General features: G+C 51.3%; 20 protein-coding genes and 1 tRNA gene. 12 read left to right on the top strand and 9 right to left on the bottom strand.

Going from position 1 to position 20,328, the window contains the following annotated elements; translation table 11 throughout:
- The first annotated feature begins 104 nt into the window (after positions 1–104).
- Entirely contained in the window at positions 105–683 is a 579-nt protein-coding gene (locus HF324_RS01615; RefSeq protein WP_168808830.1) for a carboxymuconolactone decarboxylase family protein, read from the top strand.
- Positions 680–1,537, top strand: coding sequence for an RNA polymerase sigma factor SigJ (gene sigJ, locus HF324_RS01610; protein ID WP_168861809.1), 858 nt, complete (start codon positions 680–682; stop codon positions 1,535–1,537). The genes HF324_RS01615 and sigJ overlap by 4 nt, the downstream gene beginning before the upstream one ends.
- Positions 1,538–1,539: 2 nt before the next feature.
- Here the strand turns inward: sigJ and HF324_RS01605 are convergent, their stop codons facing one another.
- Positions 1,540–2,571, bottom strand: a complete 1,032-nt coding sequence (locus HF324_RS01605; protein WP_168861808.1) for a glycosyltransferase family A protein — start codon at positions 2,569–2,571, stop codon at positions 1,540–1,542.
- Positions 2,572–2,784: 213 nt separating this feature from the next.
- On the opposite strand from HF324_RS01605, the gene HF324_RS01600 reads away from it, so the two are divergent.
- Positions 2,785–4,053, top strand: coding sequence for a hypothetical protein (locus tag HF324_RS01600; RefSeq protein WP_168861807.1), 1,269 nt, complete (start codon positions 2,785–2,787; stop codon positions 4,051–4,053).
- Positions 4,054–4,115: 62 nt separating this feature from the next.
- Here HF324_RS01600 and HF324_RS01595 read toward each other — a convergent pair whose 3' ends face one another.
- Entirely contained in the window at positions 4,116–4,520 is a 405-nt protein-coding gene (locus HF324_RS01595; RefSeq protein ID WP_168861806.1) for a hypothetical protein, read from the bottom strand.
- Between the two features lie 241 nt (positions 4,521–4,761).
- Here HF324_RS01595 and HF324_RS01590 point away from each other — a divergent pair, with 241 nt between their 5' ends.
- From HF324_RS01590 to HF324_RS01565, 6 genes are all read left to right on the top strand, one after another.
- Positions 4,762–4,944 (top strand): class I lanthipeptide, encoded by a 183-nt coding sequence (locus HF324_RS01590; RefSeq protein ID WP_168808820.1) that lies wholly within the window; start codon positions 4,762–4,764, stop codon positions 4,942–4,944.
- 145 nt (positions 4,945–5,089) lie between these two features.
- Positions 5,090–5,884, top strand: coding sequence for a helix-turn-helix transcriptional regulator (locus tag HF324_RS01585; RefSeq protein WP_168808818.1), 795 nt, complete (start codon positions 5,090–5,092; stop codon positions 5,882–5,884).
- Positions 5,885–5,954: 70 nt separating this feature from the next.
- Complete coding sequence (locus HF324_RS01580) at positions 5,955–6,338, top strand: VOC family protein (RefSeq protein WP_168861805.1); 384 nt, start codon at positions 5,955–5,957, stop codon at positions 6,336–6,338.
- Positions 6,339–6,344: 6 nt separating this feature from the next.
- Positions 6,345–7,193: a class I SAM-dependent methyltransferase gene (locus HF324_RS01575; protein WP_168861804.1), complete on the top strand. Its 849-nt coding sequence runs from the start codon at positions 6,345–6,347 to the stop codon at positions 7,191–7,193.
- A gap of 35 nt (positions 7,194–7,228) precedes the next feature.
- Positions 7,229–7,900: a DUF6000 family protein gene (locus HF324_RS01570; RefSeq protein ID WP_168861803.1), complete on the top strand. Its 672-nt coding sequence runs from the start codon at positions 7,229–7,231 to the stop codon at positions 7,898–7,900.
- On the top strand, positions 7,897–8,544 hold the full coding sequence (locus HF324_RS01565; RefSeq protein WP_168861802.1) for a suppressor of fused domain protein: 648 nt from the start codon (positions 7,897–7,899) through the stop codon (positions 8,542–8,544). Before HF324_RS01570 ends, HF324_RS01565 begins: the two co-directional genes overlap by 4 nt.
- 17 nt (positions 8,545–8,561) lie before the next feature.
- On the opposite strand, the gene HF324_RS01560 is transcribed toward HF324_RS01565, so the two are convergent.
- The 6 genes from HF324_RS01560 to hflX all read right to left on the bottom strand — a co-directional run bounded on the left by HF324_RS01560 (position 8,562) and on the right by hflX (position 13,464).
- Positions 8,562–9,167 (bottom strand): hypothetical protein, encoded by a 606-nt coding sequence (locus HF324_RS01560; RefSeq protein WP_168861801.1) that lies wholly within the window; start codon positions 9,165–9,167, stop codon positions 8,562–8,564.
- Between the two features lie 84 nt (positions 9,168–9,251).
- Complete coding sequence (locus HF324_RS01555) at positions 9,252–9,734, bottom strand: glycine-rich domain-containing protein (protein ID WP_168808806.1); 483 nt, start codon at positions 9,732–9,734, stop codon at positions 9,252–9,254.
- Positions 9,735–9,997: 263 nt separating this feature from the next.
- Positions 9,998–10,071 (bottom strand) — tRNA-Asn (locus HF324_RS01550).
- A gap of 129 nt (positions 10,072–10,200) precedes the next feature.
- Entirely contained in the window at positions 10,201–11,859 is a 1,659-nt protein-coding gene (locus HF324_RS01545; protein ID WP_168861800.1) for an ArnT family glycosyltransferase, read from the bottom strand.
- A 73-nt stretch (positions 11,860–11,932) separates the two neighbouring features.
- Positions 11,933–12,274, bottom strand: coding sequence for a Rieske (2Fe-2S) protein (locus HF324_RS01540; RefSeq protein ID WP_168808801.1), 342 nt, complete (start codon positions 12,272–12,274; stop codon positions 11,933–11,935).
- Positions 12,274–13,464, bottom strand: a complete 1,191-nt coding sequence (gene hflX, locus HF324_RS01535; RefSeq protein ID WP_168808791.1) for a GTPase HflX — start codon at positions 13,462–13,464, stop codon at positions 12,274–12,276. Before hflX ends, HF324_RS01540 begins: the two co-directional genes overlap by 1 nt.
- 178 nt (positions 13,465–13,642) lie before the next feature.
- On the opposite strand from hflX, the gene HF324_RS01530 reads away from it, so the two are divergent.
- Positions 13,643–15,661 carry a S9 family peptidase gene (locus HF324_RS01530; RefSeq protein ID WP_168861799.1) on the top strand — a complete coding sequence of 673 codons (2,019 nt, stop codon included), beginning with the start codon at positions 13,643–13,645 and terminating at the stop codon, positions 15,659–15,661.
- A 127-nt stretch (positions 15,662–15,788) separates the two neighbouring features.
- Positions 15,789–16,565: an enoyl-CoA hydratase-related protein gene (locus tag HF324_RS01525; protein WP_168808788.1), complete on the top strand. Its 777-nt coding sequence runs from the start codon at positions 15,789–15,791 to the stop codon at positions 16,563–16,565.
- Between the two features lie 77 nt (positions 16,566–16,642).
- Here the strand turns inward: HF324_RS01525 and HF324_RS01520 are convergent, their stop codons facing one another.
- Positions 16,643–17,344 (bottom strand): porin family protein, encoded by a 702-nt coding sequence (locus HF324_RS01520; RefSeq protein WP_168808786.1) that lies wholly within the window; start codon positions 17,342–17,344, stop codon positions 16,643–16,645.
- 277 nt (positions 17,345–17,621) lie between these two features.
- Between HF324_RS01520 and HF324_RS01515 the strand changes: the two genes are divergently transcribed.
- On the top strand, positions 17,622–20,327 hold the full coding sequence (locus HF324_RS01515; RefSeq protein ID WP_168861798.1) for a PAS domain S-box protein: 2,706 nt from the start codon (positions 17,622–17,624) through the stop codon (positions 20,325–20,327).
- Position 20,328 lies beyond the last annotated feature (1 nt).

Here is a 20,328-nt window from a genome sequence, read left to right as displayed (position 1 = left end):
GGGCTGATCCGAAGGCAAAGAATTTTTTTCGGGCGTTTATGTCACATACGCAGCTCCGCTGGTGTCTTCATGTTATCTTCAATAACATCAAAAAAAGACATATTATGGCATTACGTATTTCAAAAGCTGAGCTCCCTGCCACACTCCGGGAAAATATGATCGCACAGATGGGCGCCGTGCCCGAACCCGTAGAGGTAGCCTGGCACAGTCCCCAGGTGGCCGAAGCCAGCCTGGTATTCGGGCAAAAAATCGGTGAGTGGAAAGCGGTGGATGAACAGCTGAAGACATTCGCACACATGGCCGTTGCAGCGCAGGTAGGCTGCAGCTGGTGCCTTGATATCAACTACTTCATGGCCCTGAACAAACAGCTGGACCCGGTGAAGGCCAGCCAGATACCCTGTTGGCGGGAATCGGACGTATTCAGTCCGCTGGAGCGGGAAGTGCTGGAATATGCCGAGGCTATGACCAACACACCGGCGACCGTCACTGATGAGCTGGCGGCCAGTTTGCTGGAGCAACTGGGTGCGCAAGGGCTGGTGGAACTATCCGCTCTTATCGGATTTGCTAATTTTGCCGCCAGGGTGAACACAGCGCACGGCATCAAATCGCAGGGCTATGCCGCCCACTGTGAGATTCCGCTGGCTAAACGTGCCGGGGCCGCCGGTGTATTATCAAAATCATGACACAAGACCCATTTATTTTACATCGAAGCCTGTTATTCACGGTAGCTTACGAGATGTTAGGCTCCGCTACCGACGCGGAAGACGTGGTACAGGAGGCCTGGCTACGATGGTCAGATGCAGATCAGCCGGCGGTACTGGACCCACGGGCCTATCTTGTCCGGACCGTTACACGGCTGGCGCTCAACCATATGCGGACATTGTCGCGCCGCCGGGAGGAATACGTCGGCGAGTGGCTGCCGGAGCCGCTGCTGACAAGCGCCGAGACAGGCCGGGACCTCGAGCTCCGGCAAAGTGTCTCGATGGCTATGCTGATCGTGCTGGAAACGCTGGCGCCAACGGAGCGGGCGGTATTTATCCTCCACGAAGTGTTCGGTATGCCACATGGGGAGATCTCCCAGGTGATCGGGAAATCTGTTGCCGCAGTCAGGCAGATTGCGCGCAGGGCGCGGCAGCATGTGACGGCCCGGCAATCGCGGCAACCCGTGAGTCCTTCTGAGCAGCAGACGGTGGTGGAGCGTTTCCTTATCGCCCTGCAAACGGGGCAGCTGCAGCAGCTGATGGAGGTATTGGCGCCCGACGTGGTCCTGACGGCTGATGGTGGCGGGCTGGTGCCGGCTGCCAAGGCGCCGGTGCATGGGGCTGCGGTAGTAGCCAATTTACTGGTGCGCCCGAACCGGCAGGTAACGGCCACGCCTGTATGGCTCAATGGCGAACCGGCAGGACGTGTTAACATCGATGGCGTCACCGCGGCAGTGAGCTTCGAAGTAAAAGATGGGCGGATCGTCCGGATCTATGCCATTGCGAACCCCAGGAAACTGACACGGATAAACGAGCCGGTTGATCTCTCCCGGTGAGCTTACGCCAGCAGCAAGGCGTCTGTGGAAAAGTTACGGTATACTTTCCCCTGACCATAACCATCGGAGTTCACACAGGAAGGCTTTTTCCTGTTACGGAAGAAGACCTTCCTGCCGAGATAAATAGCCCGCTGAAGCAGGAAGTTATTCAACAGGACAGGGGAGGTTACGCGATGAAAAAGGCGGTTATCCGCCGCCAGCAAGGTATCCTTGTCCTGCAGGGTGAGTTGCAGGTAGGTGCTCCCGTTCTCCTTATACAACCGGATATCGTTATCCCGGACCTGGTACGTACCGGCGTATCTCCTTTTCGGAAGGATGTCTTCCTGGGTGCTTTCATAATGAAGGAGGTCCCTGTCGATAAAAAATCTTTCGAAGGTATAATCGTTTTGCAGGCAGATCACTTCCGAAGTTTGTTCACAGTAGTGCCCTACCAGCAAGTCCCTGATCTTAGCCGTGGTGAAGCCGGAGGCGATGCGCATGGTATCGTCATGCCGGATCGCCTGCAGATAGGCAGGATCGCGGATAACCATTTTCTTCCGTCCCAGTCCCTGCAGCCGGCTTTTAAAGTCCTGGTCTTCGTAGCCATAATCCATGACCCGCTCATCATACCCATGCAGCCTGCGGAAATCTTCTTTTTTCAGGCAGATACGTCCCTGCACGTCCCACCATTTTTTCCCGGGGCCGATACCGGCGGGGGAGAGGAAGGCTAACGGCTCTTCGTTGAAAACCTGGTTCACATAGGCTGCGAAGCCGGCACCGGTGTAGTTGTCGGCATCCACGCTGCAGAGGATATCTCCGGAAGCCAGCCGAAAGGCCATGTTTTTTGCATGGCTCATATGAAAATAGGTCGGCCCGGGATGGTGATAATATACCAGCAGCCCTGATTCGACATAGGCGCCTAACGTTTGTTGCACCCATTCGTGCAGGTCATCGGCAGACCCGTAATTGAGTATTACAAATTCCAGTGAATGGTAGCCTGCATTATCCTGTATGTTCCGCAGCAGGGTTTCCTTCAGATGCATGGTGCGGTTCATACAAACCGTACAGCAGGATATTTTATGTTGCAACATATTCTTTAATGGTGAGGCGTACGAGATCATAACATTCCCGTGGGCCGTTTGTTTGAGGGACTTGCAAAAATGTGAAGTTATCATTAACTTCCTGTAAGGTTCCACGACTTACCTCTTTGCTGCTTTAGCTTTACGGCCTTCAGATGATTTCTTTTCAACCATTTAATACAACATCCTATGAAGCTACACGCTTATCATCTTCCGCTGGCGCTGTCCCTCTGTCTGGCCGCCTGCAGTAAAAACATGGCAGATCAGGCTGCACCCGGCGATACGCCGCCGCCACAACAGACCATCGATGCCGGCGTTCTTGCCGCCAGTACGGTCACCTATACAGACGAGAGCAGCTTCGTCAGCAGCCTGTCGTCTTATGGCTTTAAAACGCCCGACCAGCTGGACCTCAACCGGGTGGCTTCCACCAGTGGCTACAACACCGTGTACGGATTTAACATTCCGGCCGCCAACCAGGTGACCGGCTTCAAATGGAACAGTGGAGATGAACAGACGCAGGAATGGCGTCCGCAGGGCATTACCGGGTTCTCATGGGGTGGAAAAAAATTCCTGCTGGTGACATGGTACGGCGTAGATCCCGGTACCATCGCGGGGATTAACAACCAGCATAAGGGCGTGCGTATCTCGCTGGTAGACATTACCAATATGGCCAGTATCACTTATCGCCATATTCTGCTGGTACAAAACGCTGCCAACATGTCCAATTCCGCGCTGTACAAGGCTTCCAATCCTTATACGCAGCTGGGGGCGTTCTGTCCGGTGACTATCCATGCCGGCGGCGTTGCGTATTATGCCGGGAAGATCTATGTAGCCGATACCAACCTCGGCATCCGTGTGTTTGATCTCAATACCTTCCTGTCTGCCGCCGGCGACGCCACAGAAACGCGCATCGGCCAGGAAACCAACGGCGATCTCAAAGCGTTTAACTACGCCTATATCCTGCCGCAGACCGGCTATTACAAGATCACCAACGCCAAGCCGTTTTCCTGTATAGAACTGGGCGAAGGCGCTACCGCAGCAGATAAATACCTGTGGACGTCACAGTATATTACTTCTTCCTCTACCGCCACGCCGCAGGTTTTCGGATTTCCGATCAATACCGCAGGGCAGGTAAGCACCACCACACAACCGACGGTGATCGTGCCCGTTGACAACGACAGCGGCCATGTATACGGCATACAAGGCGTTTTCCGGGCAGGCAGCAAGACGTTCATGACTATTACCGGCACCAGTTCCTACCTGGGCTCTACCGCCCGCCTGGTACGTTACAATGATGGCACTACCGCCGGCACGCGCTACCGCTGGCCTCACGGGGCAGAAGACCTTTTCCGCGACGCTTCCACCGGCTACCTCTGGAATCTGACAGAATATGAAACCGCTAAATACGGGCAGGATAACAGAGTAGTATTTGCAGTGAGGTTATCTGATTATGATTGATAGCAGCAAACAAAGGAGTAGCATACTGTTCAGGCAGTATGCCGCTCCTTTGACAAGCGTTATTAGTTGCTGATTTTTTTATAAGATGAGATCATCCACCCTCCATTATTCGACATACTGCCGTATCTGATCGTAAGAGAATCACCCGTTAGCTGATAAAAGGTTGTTGCTCCTGTTTCTGTTTGGTTATCAAATATAATTCTGTCGTCAAGCGCGCCTTCAACGTTAAATCCTTTGGTTAACCGGAAAGTGCCGCTACGGCGTACACGGTTCTGCGATCGTTCTTCATAACTATTGCCCGTAAAGCGAAGCTGCTCTCCCTTACCAGGCTCAATGACCATCAGTACATCAGTCTGTTGCCTTCTGATTTCCCAGGTGCCGGCGAGTACTTCCGGCGAAATGTCCTTGTCCTTTTTACAGCTTATGCTGCCAGCAAACAGCAGTGACAGAAGTAATATTTTTTTCATAAAGCGGGATGTTTGATAGATGCCTGTATAACGTGCCGGCGGGCCTAAAGTTACAGCTCCCCGGAAACCGGCATTCATACTCCCGGCAACGTAGTATTTTGATAACTACCCATTGGTTTTCTCAGACATACTTAGTAAATTAGACTACCTGTAGCGCCAACAACCCAACAAACTCAAATAACCTGGTTTCACGTGTTAACCATTCTACTCCTTTTTTAATCACTCAAAAATCCAAACAAACATGAAAAAGAAAAAACCCGTACTGAACCCAAAGCTGTTCCTCAACAAGCTCACCATTACTGAATTAACAGCAGAAGAACAAATCAAACTGGCTGGTGGTGTTACTGCATTGCCCCGTTGCGGCACAACAGCTACCCAACGCCCTACAGATTGTACTGCTATTCCCGGCCATACGTGCTGCTAAGGACCGGTAATCAGTAATTGCTGTAAAAAACATCCCGGCTCCGGGAGGTGATTGGTTTTGTTTGAACTGATCCTACTTCCCGGCCGGGATACCTGTGCCCTCTTTTTTGCGTATCTTTACAAGTGTACAGTGAAACGGAAAGACCATGGATTTCAGGCTTCTATATCCCGCTCAGCCGCTGAAAAAATATATCCGTTATTTCTGGATGCTTGAACAAAGGTCTGCCGACACCGAAGGACGAAGCTTCAGGATTATGGCCGACGGCATCCCGGGAATGATCTTTCAGCAGTACCCGGAAGCGTCCCTCGACCACTACCATCAACAACTGCCCAGTCTGTTCCTTTACGGCACCAAAACACAGTACGCGCATATGCAGGTGAAAGGAACGTTCCTGGACGTTGGTATCAGCTTTCATCCGGGCGTCCTGACAAGTCTCTTCCCGGTGCCGGTATGCGATCTCACCAACCAATATATTGACCTGGATGACCTTATCCGTACCTCCCTCAGCGAACAACTCCTGCACGCTGTTACCTTTGAGCAAAAAGTGCAGATACTGGAAAGCTTCCTTCTGCAACGACTGAAGCGTAACAATGCCCCCGACGGAAAGACGGAATGGGCCATTCACCTGCTTCAGCAGGGTCAAACGCTGCCACAGGTGCAGGCAGCCCTTAACCTCTCAGAACGCTCACTGGAGCGGTATTTCAAGCACCATATCGGCATAACGCCCAAGATGTACGCCCGTATTTATCGCTTCCAGTCGGCGCTGGACCTGATAAGACAATCCAATTTCGGCTCACTGACGGCCGTCGCCCACCTCCGGCAGTACTTCGACCAGGCCCATTTCATCAAAGCGTTTCAGCAGTTTGCCGGCGCTTCCCCGAAACACTTTCTGCGCAAGGCAAAAGAACAACTCCCTAACTTTCCCGAATGGCTAAAATAACGGCTGTCGGTTTTTTACAATTCTGGTGTTGTTCGCCGGACTAATTTTACATTCATCTAAAATATACAAGATGAAAAACGCAGTGAATTGGTTCGAAATCTACACCGCTAACTTTAGCAGGGCTAAAAAGTTCTACAGCGATGTTTTCCAGGTAGAATTAACAGTAACGCCTATACAGAGTGACCGGCATGCCCATATGGACTATGCCCTCTTCCCGGGCAATGAAGACGGGAACGGCAGCATGGGCGCGCTGGTGAAGCTGGATAAAATCAATCCTGGTCCGGGCGGCACGCTGGTCTACTTCGATACGCACGAGATCAGCAACGAGTTGAGCCGGGTAACCGCCGCCGGCGGAAAAATCCTGCAACCGAAAGTCAACATCGGCGAAGCTGGTTTCATTGCCCTGGTAGAAGATACAGAAGGAAATATTATTGGTTTACGTTCAAAAGCATAACACCCCATGCAGCAACCCAATTCCACTGCGGTACGCACCGCCCTCTGGAGAGCACTCCATGTTCAGCTGGATGCGCCGCCGCATATCCTCGAAGATACCACCGGTCTTCAGCTCATCGCCCCGGAAGAAGGGTGGCAACAACGACCTGATATGGACCCGGTCTTCTCCCGGAGGGTACGGGCAGCGATGGCTGCCAGGGCACGGTTTATCGAAGAGCTGATTATTAAAGAGACAGAAAACGGCATCACCCAGTATGTGATCCTCGGCGCCGGTCTCGATGCCTTCGCGCAACGTAACCCGGCAGTAGCCTCCCGCCTGCATATCTACGAAATAGACGAACCCGGCACGCTGGAATGGAAACGCCGGCGGCTCATCGACACCGGCTACGGCGTTGCTTCGGGGCTGCACTTCGTAGGCGTCGACTTCGAAAAAGGGCAGTCGTGGTGGGACCGCCTGCTGCAAGCCGGCTTTAACCCACAGCAACCCGCCGTCATCGCCTGTACCGGCGTAACGCTCTACCTCAGCAGAGAAGCGATCAGTCAGCTGTTGCGCTATATTGCCGGCATGGCCCCCGGCAGCAAAGCGGCTATCACCTTCTTGTTGCCTCAGGAACTGCTGGAAGAAGAAGATCTCGCACTGCAGCAAGCGTCCGTCAAAGGCGCGAAAGCCTCCGGGAATCCGTTCGTGAGTTTCTTTACACCGGAGCAGGTGATAGCATTAGCCGCTGAAAGCGGGCTTAAAAATGTGGCGATTGTGTCGCCAGCGGAACTGAAAGCGCGTTACTTTTCAGGGCGGGAAGATGGACTGGCGCCGGCGAGCGGGGAGATGTTTTTGGTAGCCACGATAGGGGAGTAGGAAGTTGTTATCGGAAACACTTACATTAGCAGCTTATGAAGATAAATCAACTCTGGACGAAACTTTTTCGCCGTAACGACGAAGCTGATGAAATAGCCCTGCATATTGCAGGAGCTACGGTACGTCACAGAAACCCATTTGAACACCTGGAAGTGCCGAGAAACGAAGAAGAGTTGTCTCAGGAGTTTGTCGACCAATGGGTAGTTCCGTTTTATTTTTTCGATACCAGGACCAAAGAATCTGTTCTTCGCTTCGCGCAAGCCGCCCGGGAAATAAACATTGATATCGTTAAAAAACTATTAGGTGATTTTGACTGGAGACCGAGGATAACAGGAGCCTATTTTGCGGCCATCAATCAGTACCGGGAACTGGAGGATATTATTGGCAGACATCTGCTGAAAAGCGAAGTCTGTTATGCCGGGCAGGGGTATTGTCTGGCTTTAGCCGCGTTTGGCACCCACACCTCCCAAAAATATCTGACGGACTACCTGAAGCACTATCTTGAACAAAAAGATTTGTGGTTCGATCAAGCTTCAGCACTGGCTGCACTATACCATCTCTCACCCGAAGAAGCGGATAAGTTAACCGGCCAATGGAACACCTTTATAGCCGATAAAGAAAATTGGAATCTTGAAAGGTCCAGGGCAGGGTTTAATGAAAGTATGACTAAAATCGAACAAATAAAAAAGGCAAAAGTGAATCAATGAATACAGCGCACGATTATATCTCCCAGCTGGCGCAACACTATCAGCAGTATTATGGTGTTGAAGGCAGGAAACATACACTTGACAAAGGCCCCCGTGAAAAACTCCCCCCGGTCTTCTACGTACTTGAAATCCCACCCAATAAGCGCCATGGCGCCTTTGTGTATTGCACCGTCGGCATGTCTGCTGACAGAACAGACGATAACCTGATCGAGCTGTTTGTATTCTCCCCTAAGTCAGACCCCAAACTGGTGGAGTTACTTACCTACTGTGCGTCTTATCACAGAACAGGCCGGCCGCTCAACATCCATCATACGGTTAATATCGGTCAGCCGTGGCTGGATAGCTCTGTTTGTGATCACGCTTTTATATCCTTGCCTTATCTTGAGGAAGAAGGTTTTGGAATTTTCCCCTTCGATAATCGCGAAATCCATTGCTACTGGCTCATTCCCATCACGAAAGAAGAACGGAGCTATAAAGTGGAAAATGGCTGTGAGGCTTTGGAGCAGTTGTTTGAAGAGAAGGAGCTGGATTATATAAATCCGAAGCGGAAGTGCCTGGTTACAGGGAAAATGACGTCATTCTTTTATTATGGTGGCCTCCCAACGGTCATAATTGCCTCCGCACTCTTTGGCTTTTCTTCTTAAATTCAAATAAAATTTCCCTACCCGCCGACAGAAATCCCTTCATCTTTCCAAATACGCAGGAGATTCTTTATGAGATAATCAAAGTATTTATTTGAGTCCAGGTTGGTGGAAACATTCGATTGACCGATCCAAAAGGGCTCATGCAGGCTTGATTTATCCAGCAGGTAAAACGTTTCCAGTTGATTGGCAAACGCTTTCCGGCTATAGCGATTGGGGGCCAGGAGGGGGCCTAAAAGTACCAGGGAGGCTGCTCTTGTCAAGGGCTTATTCGGATTTTTCGTCACCGCATGATCTTCCACTTCTTTTGGCACAACCACCAGCACTACATCATGCGGAAACATAGCTGACGCTTTGGCTATATTTTCATCAGTGCAGTATTCTAACGTACCCAAATGTACGATCGAAGTCTGAAATGATTTGTTGCGAAATTGTTTATCCAGCGCATACTTCATGTCCTGGCCAATTTTGCGGGTGGACATCGGTCCAGCGGAAATAATCAGCAAACTGCCGATTTTACGGGCGGTGGTGTTCTCTCTGATTTCATTCAGAACAAAATCATGCCCCTGGCCCATAGCCGAGATGACGGGGACTAACAGCCAAAGTAACAGTAACAGGCGTTTCATAAATTATAGGAAATACCTGAAAGATACATTTTTTTGTACCGCCCCCATCACAGCCACCTGGTTTTACTTGATGAATCCGATGACCTATCTGCATTTTACCGGCTTACATTGTGTTCTGCACTTGGGAGCAAGGCATCTTTTAGGTTTAGCAGGCTTTGCGAGATACTCAGCATTGAAGGCTTTTGCATAGAGCTTCTTAGTTTCCTCAAATGCGTCAATTAAATTTTGTTCGTCTTCCGGGCCATTCATTCCAAAATAAGGATAATGATGCAAGAAAAAGCCAAATATTGCCTCACAATCCTTCGCATAATTCTCTGTATCGAGAATGTGCTGGTGCCAAAAAAGATCAACATCTCTGTGCGGCACAATGTCCTTTTCCGGATACTTCCTTTTCAGCGCCAGAAACCTCTTATATTCTATTTCTGCAATGTCCGCTTGTGATGCAGACCAACCATGCCCCTCATAAGGCGGTTCTTGCAACTTCAGTTTTACCATCGTAAAATCAATCCTATTAATATCTTCCATAAAGGGAGCAATTAATGAATTTGAAGAACTCATTGTTTCCATGGTTAATTAAATTAGAGCATTAATAAAATAATATCTGGTATCCAATGCTAAAATAAAAAGGCTTCACCGGTGACTTTTACGGTAAACCGTAATTAATTCAAATGTTCAGATGGAGTGTTTAATTAATGGGAAATAGGGATGATTGGACGATCGCCAAAGATTTCAGAAAAATATAATGACAAATTTAGGGTTACATAGAATCGTGCCATCATCACTACGCATGAAACAAAAAAAGGTCCGCATTTCTGCGGACCTTTTAGGTGCTCCCCCTGCTGGACTTGAACCAGCGACCCTCTGATTAACAGTCAGATGCTCTAACCAACTGAGCTAAGGAGGAGTGTTTCCCGTATCGTTTGTGCGATTTGGGATTGCAAAAATAGGTAAAATTTCATTTTTGCAAAATCTTATAGCCACTTTTTTTAAAATTTTTTCTGAAAAGTTATAAAACCCGCTACTGCAAAGCATTTCAGGGAGACACTTTTTTAACCCTGACCAGCATTTTTTCTCCGAGAGCGCTGGCGCGCGTAGCTTTCCGCACAAAAGGCAGGTCCAGTTTACTCACGTAAAAATTAGGAAAACGCTGTAGCAGGGTATAGCTGTACCCTTGCTGCTGCAGACTGGCCAGCCCTTCCGGCGTGGTAAACATCACCCCTTCGGCGGCAGTGTCGGCGCGCGGCACGGGGGCGTTCAGGTAGTATTCGAAAGCGTAGGAGTTGTTCCGAAACAGGGTGACCGGCATGCCGGGAATGGTGGCGTTGGCATAACGGGCGGCTTCGCTGCCGCTCTGGTACTGCATCATATCGGGGTACAGGATGGTGTTGACGTACAGGTTCAACAGGATACTCATGGCCACCGTCCGGTAAAACACGGCTTCCCTGGTGCTTTTGTCGAGCCAGTAGTGCAGCAGCATGTATAAAACAATCAGCGCGGCGATAGGGACCAGCCAGGCATAACCCATGACCGGCTTGTATAGCAGGTCTATCACCACGCCGGCGATGGCCAGCAGGATGATGATGGTATACTGTGTGGTACGGAAAAAACGCAGTCCCTTGCCGGTATGCAGCGACAGGATATACTGTGCGGTGAGGATGGCGAAAAAAGGGAAAATGATATTGAGGTAGTGCGGCAGCTGGAACCGTGACAGCGAGAACAGCACGAAAGTAGCCAGTGCGCCGCAGAGGCAGTAGTATTCTGACTGCTGTTTCCATTTCCGGAAAAAGAGGACCACGGCGGCATACAGCATCACCGGCCACGGCAGGAATGCCCACAGCAGGGTGTGAAAGAAGAAGAAAGGATCGCCGGCGCCTTTGATAGGGCCGGTGTTCATAAAACGTCCGAACTGGCTGTCCCAGAAAAAGAAACGCAGTCCGGATACGCCGGTGCTGCCGAAGACCACCTTCTCCGGATGCAGGTCGAACTGCTGATAGAGCGCGAACAGCTCCGGTAATATGAACAGGGCGATGAGCGCCAGCGCCACTACCCACTGCCATTGAAAAATCTGTTTCCATTGACCGGTGAACAGCAAATGCCCGCCGATAGCGGCCCCTATGGGCACCAGGGCGAAAATGCCTTTGGTCATAATAGCGCAGGCGGTGAACAACGCTGCGGCGATCAGGTGATAATGCCACCGCTCTTCAACGCTGCGGTAAAAGTGATACACGGCGGCGATGATAAGTCCCGTGAGATAAGGCTCTGCCCGCACATCGTTGTTGGAGATAATGATATGTTCTGCAGTCAGCAGGATACAAACGGCCCAGCGGGCAGTAGTGCTGCCATACAGGGAAAACGCAAAACGGTAGGTATACCAGGCGCCCATCAGCAGAAAGAGTATAGCCGGCAGTTTATACGACCACGTATGAAAACCGAACAACTGAAAGCTCAGGGCGGCCATCCAGAAAGGGAAGTGGGGCTTGTCCAGCCATTCATGGCCATCGGCGTAGAGGTTCAGATAGTCATGTTTCAGCACCATGGTTTTGGCGATGCCGGCATAGAGCGCGCCGTCGGGCTCCAGGATAGGCACCTGGAGGGCGCTGAATTGCAGTAAAGTCAGCAGGGAAATAATAAACACCCAGATCTGCTTCTCTGAAAAGGCAAACGGGCGGACAGTTGCAGGTAACGGTAACATGACCAAAAGTTACGTTCATCCGTTGACGGATAAAAACCTGCCGGGGCTAATTAACATAAAAATAAACCGGCGGCTACCACAGCCAGCCGCTCTTTTCCATACCTACGTAGGGGCCGTCTTCCCGTTGTTCTATCGGGTATGTTTTGAGGAAATAACCTTCGCCGCTGCAGTTAAACCCGTTCTTCATGCTGAACTTATAACGGTGCAACGGGCACACCACATTACCGGCGGCATCAATGAAACCATCGGCCATGATACCCCCGGCATGCGGGCATTTATGGGCAAAAGCGTACAATTGGCCCTGGTGCAGGGCTACACTGATCTTTTTTCCGTTCACTTCCTGTATACGGATGGCATTGTCGGCAAGTGGCAGGTATCCTTCGTCCAGTTTATGCCAGGTGTACGTTTTGGCCATTAGTAGAAAAATTCTGTTTTGTAGGGATAACGCTCTCTGTAAAGCTGGGCCACCTTGTCCATAATGGTCTTACGCAGCTCCTCCACATTACGCCTTTCCAGCGCGGCGATGAAAACGGTATTGCCATGGGTTTTCGTATCCCAGTTCTGTTTGAGCGACTGCAGGATGTCTTTTTTAACATCTTCCTCCAGCCATTTATCAAAAGTATTGGCTTCGTACAGGTCCATCTTGTTGAAGACCATGATGGTCGGCTTGTCAAAAGCTTTCAGCTCCTGCAGCGTGCGGTTCACCACTTCTATCTGCTCTTCGTACTGCGGATGGGAGATGTCCACCACGTGCAACAGGATATCGCTCTCGCGCACCTCATCCAGCGTGGATTTGAAGCTCTCCACCAGGTGGTGCGGCAGCTTGCGGATAAATCCTACGGTATCGCTGAGCAGGAAGGGCGTCTGTTCAAACACCACCTTACGGGTAGTGGTATCCAGCGTGGCAAACAGCTTGTTCTCCGCAAACACCTCGCTTTTACTGAGCATGTTCATGATGGTGCTCTTACCTACGTTGGTATAACCTACCAGCGCCACCCGGATAAACTCGCCGCGTTCCTTACGCTGGGTAAGGGACTGCTTGTCTATTTCAGCGAGACGCTTACGCAGCAACGCGATCTTGTCTTTAACGATACGACGGTCGGTTTCGATCTCCGTTTCACCGGGACCTCTGCTACCGATACCGCCCCCCTGGCGTTCCAGGTGGCTCCACATACCACGCAAACGGGGAAGGATATACTGATACTGGGCCAGCTCCACCTGCACCTTGGCCTGCGCCGTGCGGGCACGGCGGGCGAAGATATCCAGGATAAGGTCGCTGCGGTCGATGGTCTTTACCTTCAGTACCTTTTCGATATTGGCGATCTGGGACCCCGTCAGCTCATCATCGAAGATGACCAGCGACACGTCCCGGCTGGCGATATATTGATGAATCTCTTCCAGTTTACCTTTACCCACAAAAGTAGCCCTGTCCGGATGGGACAGTTTCTGGGTAAAGCGCTTTAAAGTGGTGGCCCCTGCCGTTTCCGCCAGGAACACCAGCTCGTCCAGGAATTCCTGTACCTGCCGTTCCGTCTGGTCTTTGGTGATAACCCCCACGATAACCGCTTTCTCTTCTTTTTGGACGACTTGTTTCTTTTCTATCAAAGTGTTTAAAAATTTGTTGCAAAAATACTTGTTTTTACCCAGTGATGCCGATGATGGATTATTTTTTCTGTTATATGAAGACGGCTGTCACCGCTCCATTCATCAGAAAAACAGTTAAAAACGGCAGAATCAGCACGCAGTTTCCTACATTTACGCGATCCAAAACATCTTGCAGATCATGTACAAACCATTTTTACTGACAGGACTATTCATTTCAACTATGGCGACAGCCCAGGACAAAATGACGCCCGAATTGCTATGGCAGCTCGGCAGAGTCAGCGGGGAGGCGATCAGCGCAGACGGCAAAACCGTCTTCTTCAGCGTATCGCAGCCCAGCCTGGCCGACAACAAGAGTCAAAGACACCTTTATGCCATCCCGCTCGCCGGCGGCATTCCCCAACAACTGGCCGAAGGGGCCGGCGACGTAGCCGTACTCCCCGGCGGAAAAATTGGCTACTCCCTCAAAGGCCAATGGTGGGAAATGAACGCTGACGGCGCCGGCGCCACACAGAAAACCAGCGGGACCGGTGAAATGCAAAACATCAAAATTTCTCCCGACGGCAAACACATCCTGTTTACCAAAGAGGTGAAAGTAAAAAAAATCGCCGGCGCAGACCACTACCCCGACCTTCCCAAATCGAACGTTCAGATCTATGATAACCTGAACTACCGCCACTGGGATACCTGGGAAGACGGTAACTTCTCCCACGTATTTTATGCCACCTACAACAATGGGGAGATAGGTACGCCGGTAGATATTATGGCAGACGAACCACACGACTGCCCGCAAATGCCCTCCGGCGGCCCGGAAGACCTGATCTGGAGCCCCGACGGCCAAAGCATCCTGTATGTGTGCAAGAAAAAATATGGTAAAGACTACGCCATCAGCACCAATACAGACATCTACGAATACAGCATCGCTACCAAAGCCACCCGCAACCTCTCCGAAGGTATGATGGGCTATGATGTGGCCCCCGCTTTCAGCCAGGACGGCAAATACCTCACCTGGCTCAGCATGGAACACGACGGCTTCGAAGCAGATAAAAATGATGTCATCCTCCTGGACCGCGCTACCGGCGTTAAAACCAACCTCACCAAAAAATGGGATGGTACCGCCTCCGCAGTACGCTTCAGCACCGACGGTAAAAAAATCTTCTTCCTCGCCGTACTGAAAGGCACCGAACAACTGCTGGAAATAGCCCTGCAGAAAGATCCTGCCCAAACAACTGACAAGCATATACGCCAGATCACCTCCGGCGACTTCGATATCAACGGCATCGTGGCCCAGTCCGGCAACACCATGGTGGTGTCCCGCACAGACATGAACCACGCCGCCGAACTGTTTACCGTCGACCTCCGGAAAGGCGCACTGCAGCAGCTGACCAACGTCAACAAAAGCACCTACGATAAAATAGGAATGTGCAAAGTGGATAAACGCTGGGTGAAAACCACCGACAACAAAGAGATGCTGGCATGGGTGATCTTCCCGCCGGACTTCGACCCGGCTAAAAAATATCCCACCCTGCTGTATTGCCAGGGCGGCCCGCAGTCAGCACTCTCACAGTTTTATTCCTACCGCTGGAACTTCCAGCTGATCGCTTCCCAGGGTTATATCGTGGTAGCGCCCAACAGGAGAGGGATGCCCGGCCACGGCGTGGAATGGAACGCCTCCATCTCCAAAGACTGGGGCGGCCAGCCTATCCGCGACTACCTGAGCGCCATCGATGATGTGAGCAAAGAAAGTTATGTGGACAAAAACCGCCTCGGCGCTATCGGCGCCAGCTACGGCGGATACTCCGTATACATGCTGGCAGGCGTTCACGAAAACCGCTTCAAAACCTTCATCTCGCATGATGGACTGTTTGACCTGAAGAGCTGGTACGGCACCACCGAAGAACTGTGGTTCGCCAACTGGGACATCGGCGCCTACTGGGACCCCGCCAACGCCAAAGCGTACAGGGACTTCAACCCCAGCGAACATGCCAGCAAATGGAACACACCCATCCTGATCATCCAGGGTGGCATCGATTTCCGCGTGCCCATCGAGCAGGGCCTGCAAGCCTTCCAGCTCGCACAGCTGAATGGCATCAAAAGCAAACTGCTGTATTTCCCCGAAGAAAACCACTGGGTGCTGAAACCCCAGAATGCCATCGTATGGCAGCGCGAATTCTTCAACTGGCTGAAAGAAACCCTTTAATCCAATTACGAATTACGAATTACGAATTACGAATTTGGAGCTTATCGGTGGCCTGATGGCTAAATAACTTCAAATTCGTAATTTCATTCGTAATTCGTAATTCGTAATTCGTAATTCGTAATTGTCTATGACTTCTCTGTTACTGGAAACGGCCAATGGCGTGGCCACCATCACCCTCAACCGCCCGGAGGTTTACAACGCCTTCAACGATCCGCTCAGTTATGAATTGCAGGATGCCCTCAAACAGGCAGAGAGAGATCCCGCTGTCAGGGTAGTGGTGCTGACAGGGGCAGGCAAAGCCTTCAGCAGCGGGCAGGACCTCAAAGCCTCCATGGAAGCGGGTAAACGCAACCTGAGCGAGTCACTGCATAAACGCTACAATCCCATCATCCGGGCCATCCGCAATATGCCCAAACCGGTGATCTGCAAACTCAACGGCGTGGCCGCCGGCGCCGGATGTTCCCTCGCACTGGCCTGCGATATGATCATCGCCAGCGAAACCGCCACCATGATCGAGATCTTCGTTAATATCGCACTGGTGCTGGATTCCGGCTCTTCCTATTTCCTGCCCCGCACCGTAGGCTATCACCGCGCTTTTGAACTGGCTACCAAAGCCTCTAAAATCACCGCCGCGGAAGCCCTGCAAATGGGACTGGTCAATAAAGTAGTGCCGGCAGACGCCCTCGATGCGGCCGTGGAAGCTGAGGCAGCCTATTATGCCGCCGCACCCACCAAAGCCATCGCCCTCATGAAAAAAATGCTCACCAAAGGCATGACCGAATCTCTGGACGCCACCCTGGATTACGAAGCCTACTGCCAGGAGATCGCCGGCAACTCCGCCGACAACCGCGAAGGCATCAACGCTTTCCTCGAAAAAAGAAAACCGGCTTTCACCGGCAACTGATACCAAAACAACAAGAAATAAAAAACGGCCATGGTTTAGTACAACCATGGCCGTTATATTTTTGGTCCTGTGGACAATTACAGTCCGCTCAGGCAGATACCGATCTGGTAAGGTCTGATATCCAGATCGCTGTTGTCTTTCAGCATCGGGTTCAGAGAATAGGCGCCAAACAGGGCGAAGTTGCCATAACCTACACGGGCAGTGGCAGAAAAACGCCAGGGATTGAAAAAGCCTTTGTTCAGGTCTTTATCCCAGTTTTTGGAACCGTTAGGCGCGGTGTTGCGGCCTTTGGTGTGTGCATTCACCAACGTGCCCACCTTTACGCCCAGTGCCGCTTTAAAGCCTTTGTTGGCGTTATCCGGCACACTGCGGTAACGCAGCTCGATGGGAATTTCCAGGTAGGTAGTGGCTACCTTGAATTTCTTATAGGCATTGCTGGCCACAAAAGAAGCCCGGTCGCTATGTACTTTTCCGGCAACATCCAAAGTATGATCTTTCAGAAAAACCCCGCTGGTGCTGATACCCAGACCCGCAGCCACGCTCAGCGGCGACTTTTTGAACGGGAAGTCGTACATCAGCGCGATGTTAAAGCCCCTGTTGAAACCCGTCTTGATACTATCAGGAGCTCCAGCCCAACCATCGTAGGATAACTGAATCATCAGAAAATCCCTGGAATGGGTAGCCCTGTTAACTGCCTTGTTCATGGGAGAACCGCCTTCCTGTGCAAAAACACCCACAGCTACAGCTATCAGGCCAAGGGTAAAAATTATTTTTTTCATAAAATATTTTAATACTTAGGAAAAAGAATATTAGGCAAATATATTGGAATGATTGTAAAAGAATTGGTTAAAAAATTCCTAAACACCTCCTTTTCGGCGCGAAAGTTACATAAAAGTTCATATTGACAACTCATATTCTTTACATGTACCACCTCCGGGAAATGAACAAGATGAACAACAATAATGCTTTTTTTTAGGTAAATTTCAGGAATGGATCCTCCAACGGGGAAACAATCCCGGCCAAAACAGCAAACTAGTCTGTGAAACCAAAAATCTGATGAGAAATATTGCCCTCACCGTCATAACCCTCGTGATAGCCGTACTCATGGTACTCAGCGGCTTCATATTTTATGCCGGGATGGTACAAAAAAGGACCAACGCCGCCGTCAACTGGATCACCAACAGCCAGAACATCACCAACCAGGTCCGCGCCATCGCCATACTGGACTATAAAAGCACCGCCGGCATCAAAGACCACCTGCTCAGCAACGGCAACATCCCCCTCGAAGAAGCTCTGCTGCAGGACAGCATCCAGCAGGCACTTCAGCACCTGTCCGGCAACAGGCACAACACCGCCTCCCAGCAAGGCTACCTCCAGGCTATTCAAAAACTGCTGCTCCAGCGGCGCCATACCAAACTGCAGATTGTTACCATGGCCGCTACCAACCCGGCCAAAGCACAGGAACTGGTCGTCAGCCCCGCCTTCACCGCGCAGACTGACAGCCTCCGCGACCTCGTCGCCGGTTACATTCAGGCAGAACAACGGGAACTGCTCCAACGCAACAATAACGACTCCTCCTATACCACCTGGTCTTTCCGGGTAACACTGATCATCAGCGCCTTTTTGCTCATCCTCCTGGTAGGAGAAGCCCGCTATATCTTTAAATTACTGCACAGAATAAAGACCTGGAGCAACCAGCTGCTCAAAAGCGAACAAACTTTCAAACGCCTCGCCGAAGAAGCCGAACCCATTATCTACAAATCCACCATACATGGCTTCTTCACCTACGTCAGCCCCCGCGCGGAAGAACTGACCGGCTATCCCAATACCACCCTCGTGGGCAAACATTATTCCCTGCTGCTGGAAGACAAAGAATTTGAACGGCTGAAAACCTTCTACCTGCAACAACTGGAGAACGGCGACGAATACTCGTCGCTCCGCTTTGAAATCGTCACCCGCACCGGGCAGAAAAAATGGGTGGAGCAACTGGCCTACCTCCTCACCGGCGACAACGGCCGTAAGGAATTTGAATGCATTGTACGCGATATCGACCAGGAATACCGGAAAGAACAACATGTCCAGTACCTCCAGAAAAGACTGGAAGCCATCCTGGACAATATGCCCTCCATGATGTTCGTGAAAGATATGCCCGGCAATTACCTGCTGGTCAACAACCGCTTCATGGAAGTAATGGGCGTCAGCAAAGAAGACATCGTCGGCAAAACAGACGCCGAACTCCGCTACCCCTGGGTAGAACGCTATGCCGGCATGAGCCGCAAAGTGATGGAAACCGGCGCCAGGGAAAAAGCAGAAGAAACGCTCACCATCGACGGGAAAACATTCCACTTCCTGCTCACCATGTTCCCTCTCCGCAATGCCAGCCATGAAATGATTGGCATCTGCTGCATCGGCACCGACCTCACGGAGAAGACACTCTATCTCCAGCAGGAAAAAGAAGCCCGCGAAAAGGCCGTGGAAGCACAGAAAAGCCAGGAAACGTTCCTGGCCAACATGAGCCACGAAATCCGTACGCCCATGAACGGTATCGTAGGAATGACCCAACTCCTGCTGCAGGAAAAAGCACTTTCCCCCATCCAGCAGGAATATGTGAACGCCATCCGGCGGTCTGCCGAAAACCTGCTGGTCATCATCAACGAAATACTCGATTTCTCCAGGATAAAAGCGGGCAAACTGGAAGTGGTCAGCGAGCCGTTCAACCTCCGCGAAGTAATAAGCAGCACCGTTTTCCCCTTACAGCTGCAAGCCCGCGAAAAAGGACTGGTCTTCAATGTCCGCACCGCGGAAAATATCCCCGTGGAACTGCTGGGCGATGCGGTAAGACTGCGCCAGATCCTCACCAACCTGATCGAAAACGCTATTAAATTCACGCCCAAAGGCTATGTAACGGTGACGGTTACACTGGTATCCGCCGATAAAAACAACTCCGGCGTCCGGATAGGTTTTGAGGTAAAAGACACTGGCATCGGCATACCGGCAGATAAACAGGAAGTCATCTTTGAGAGCTTCTCCCAAAGCCACAAAGGCAACAGCCGTGATTTCGGCGGCACCGGACTGGGGCTCACTATCTGCAAACACCTGATAGACCTGCAAAACGGCACCCTCACGGTAGAGAGCAGCCCCAACACCGGCTCTGTATTCTATTTTGAGCTACCTTTCACTAAAAATCCTTTCCCGCGACTTCACCAACAAGGCCAGCCGCAGTCATCCTCTCCGGCATTACCGCTACGGGGACTGTCTGTCCTGATCGTGGAAGACAACCGTATCAATCAGCAGGTAGCCTACTACACGCTGAAGAAAGGCGGATGCTCCCGCATAGACGTGGCCGATAGCGGCATGGCCGCACTCGAAATATTAAGTACCAAATCCTATAATTGTATCATTATGGACCTACAAATGCCCGGCATGGATGGTTATGAAACCACCCGTGCTATCCGCAACAACGGAATCAATACCAGCATCATTGCCCTCACTGCTTCCGCACTCGATGGCGAAAGGGAACGCTGCCTGCAGGCCGGGATGAACGACTACGTGTCCAAGCCCTTCGAAAAAGAAGACCTGTTCCGCAAAATCCAGGCTTCTACCGGCAACAGCAACGACCAGGGTCCACAACCGGAACACCGCCCCGAGCCGGCGAAGCACCTGTCTAACCCAACCGGCGCCGGCAACAACACACCTCCGCCCGCCCCCCCGGACGGGAAGAAAAACCACCTATCAGCTTCGAATTTATCCACCAGGCGGTAGC

The sequence above is a fragment of the Chitinophaga oryzae genome (genome assembly GCF_012516375.2).
In the GTDB taxonomy this organism is placed as follows: domain Bacteria; phylum Bacteroidota; class Bacteroidia; order Chitinophagales; family Chitinophagaceae; genus Chitinophaga; species Chitinophaga oryzae.
The sequence above is the reverse complement of the archived record's forward strand: the minus strand, read 5'-3'. Positions and strand labels throughout refer to the sequence as shown.

Excerpts from the sequence above, each read along its gene's own strand:
- HF324_RS01615 (WP_168808830.1), top strand. The coding sequence starts at position 105 with ATGGCATTACGTATTTCAAAAGCTGAGCTCCCTGCCACACTCCGGGAA.
- sigJ (WP_168861809.1), top strand. The coding sequence starts at position 680 with ATGACACAAGACCCATTTATTTTACATCGAAGCCTGTTATTCACGGTA.
- HF324_RS01605 (WP_168861808.1), bottom strand. The coding sequence starts at position 2,571 with ATGAACCGCACCATGCATCTGAAGGAAACCCTGCTGCGGAACATACAG.
- HF324_RS01600 (WP_168861807.1), top strand. The coding sequence starts at position 2,785 with ATGAAGCTACACGCTTATCATCTTCCGCTGGCGCTGTCCCTCTGTCTG.
- HF324_RS01595 (WP_168861806.1), bottom strand. The coding sequence starts at position 4,520 with ATGAAAAAAATATTACTTCTGTCACTGCTGTTTGCTGGCAGCATAAGC.
- HF324_RS01590 (WP_168808820.1), top strand. The coding sequence starts at position 4,762 with ATGAAAAAGAAAAAACCCGTACTGAACCCAAAGCTGTTCCTCAACAAG.
- HF324_RS01585 (WP_168808818.1), top strand. The coding sequence starts at position 5,090 with ATGGATTTCAGGCTTCTATATCCCGCTCAGCCGCTGAAAAAATATATC.
- HF324_RS01580 (WP_168861805.1), top strand. The coding sequence starts at position 5,955 with ATGAAAAACGCAGTGAATTGGTTCGAAATCTACACCGCTAACTTTAGC.
- HF324_RS01575 (WP_168861804.1), top strand. The coding sequence starts at position 6,345 with ATGCAGCAACCCAATTCCACTGCGGTACGCACCGCCCTCTGGAGAGCA.
- HF324_RS01570 (WP_168861803.1), top strand. The coding sequence starts at position 7,229 with ATGAAGATAAATCAACTCTGGACGAAACTTTTTCGCCGTAACGACGAA.
- HF324_RS01565 (WP_168861802.1), top strand. The coding sequence starts at position 7,897 with ATGAATACAGCGCACGATTATATCTCCCAGCTGGCGCAACACTATCAG.
- HF324_RS01560 (WP_168861801.1), bottom strand. The coding sequence starts at position 9,167 with ATGAAACGCCTGTTACTGTTACTTTGGCTGTTAGTCCCCGTCATCTCG.
- HF324_RS01555 (WP_168808806.1), bottom strand. The coding sequence starts at position 9,734 with ATGGAAACAATGAGTTCTTCAAATTCATTAATTGCTCCCTTTATGGAA.
- HF324_RS01545 (WP_168861800.1), bottom strand. The coding sequence starts at position 11,859 with ATGTTACCGTTACCTGCAACTGTCCGCCCGTTTGCCTTTTCAGAGAAG.
- HF324_RS01540 (WP_168808801.1), bottom strand. The coding sequence starts at position 12,274 with ATGGCCAAAACGTACACCTGGCATAAACTGGACGAAGGATACCTGCCA.
- HF324_RS01530 (WP_168861799.1), top strand. The coding sequence starts at position 13,643 with ATGTACAAACCATTTTTACTGACAGGACTATTCATTTCAACTATGGCG.
- HF324_RS01525 (WP_168808788.1), top strand. The coding sequence starts at position 15,789 with ATGACTTCTCTGTTACTGGAAACGGCCAATGGCGTGGCCACCATCACC.
- HF324_RS01520 (WP_168808786.1), bottom strand. The coding sequence starts at position 17,344 with ATGAAAAAAATAATTTTTACCCTTGGCCTGATAGCTGTAGCTGTGGGT.
- HF324_RS01515 (WP_168861798.1), top strand. The coding sequence starts at position 17,622 with ATGAGAAATATTGCCCTCACCGTCATAACCCTCGTGATAGCCGTACTC.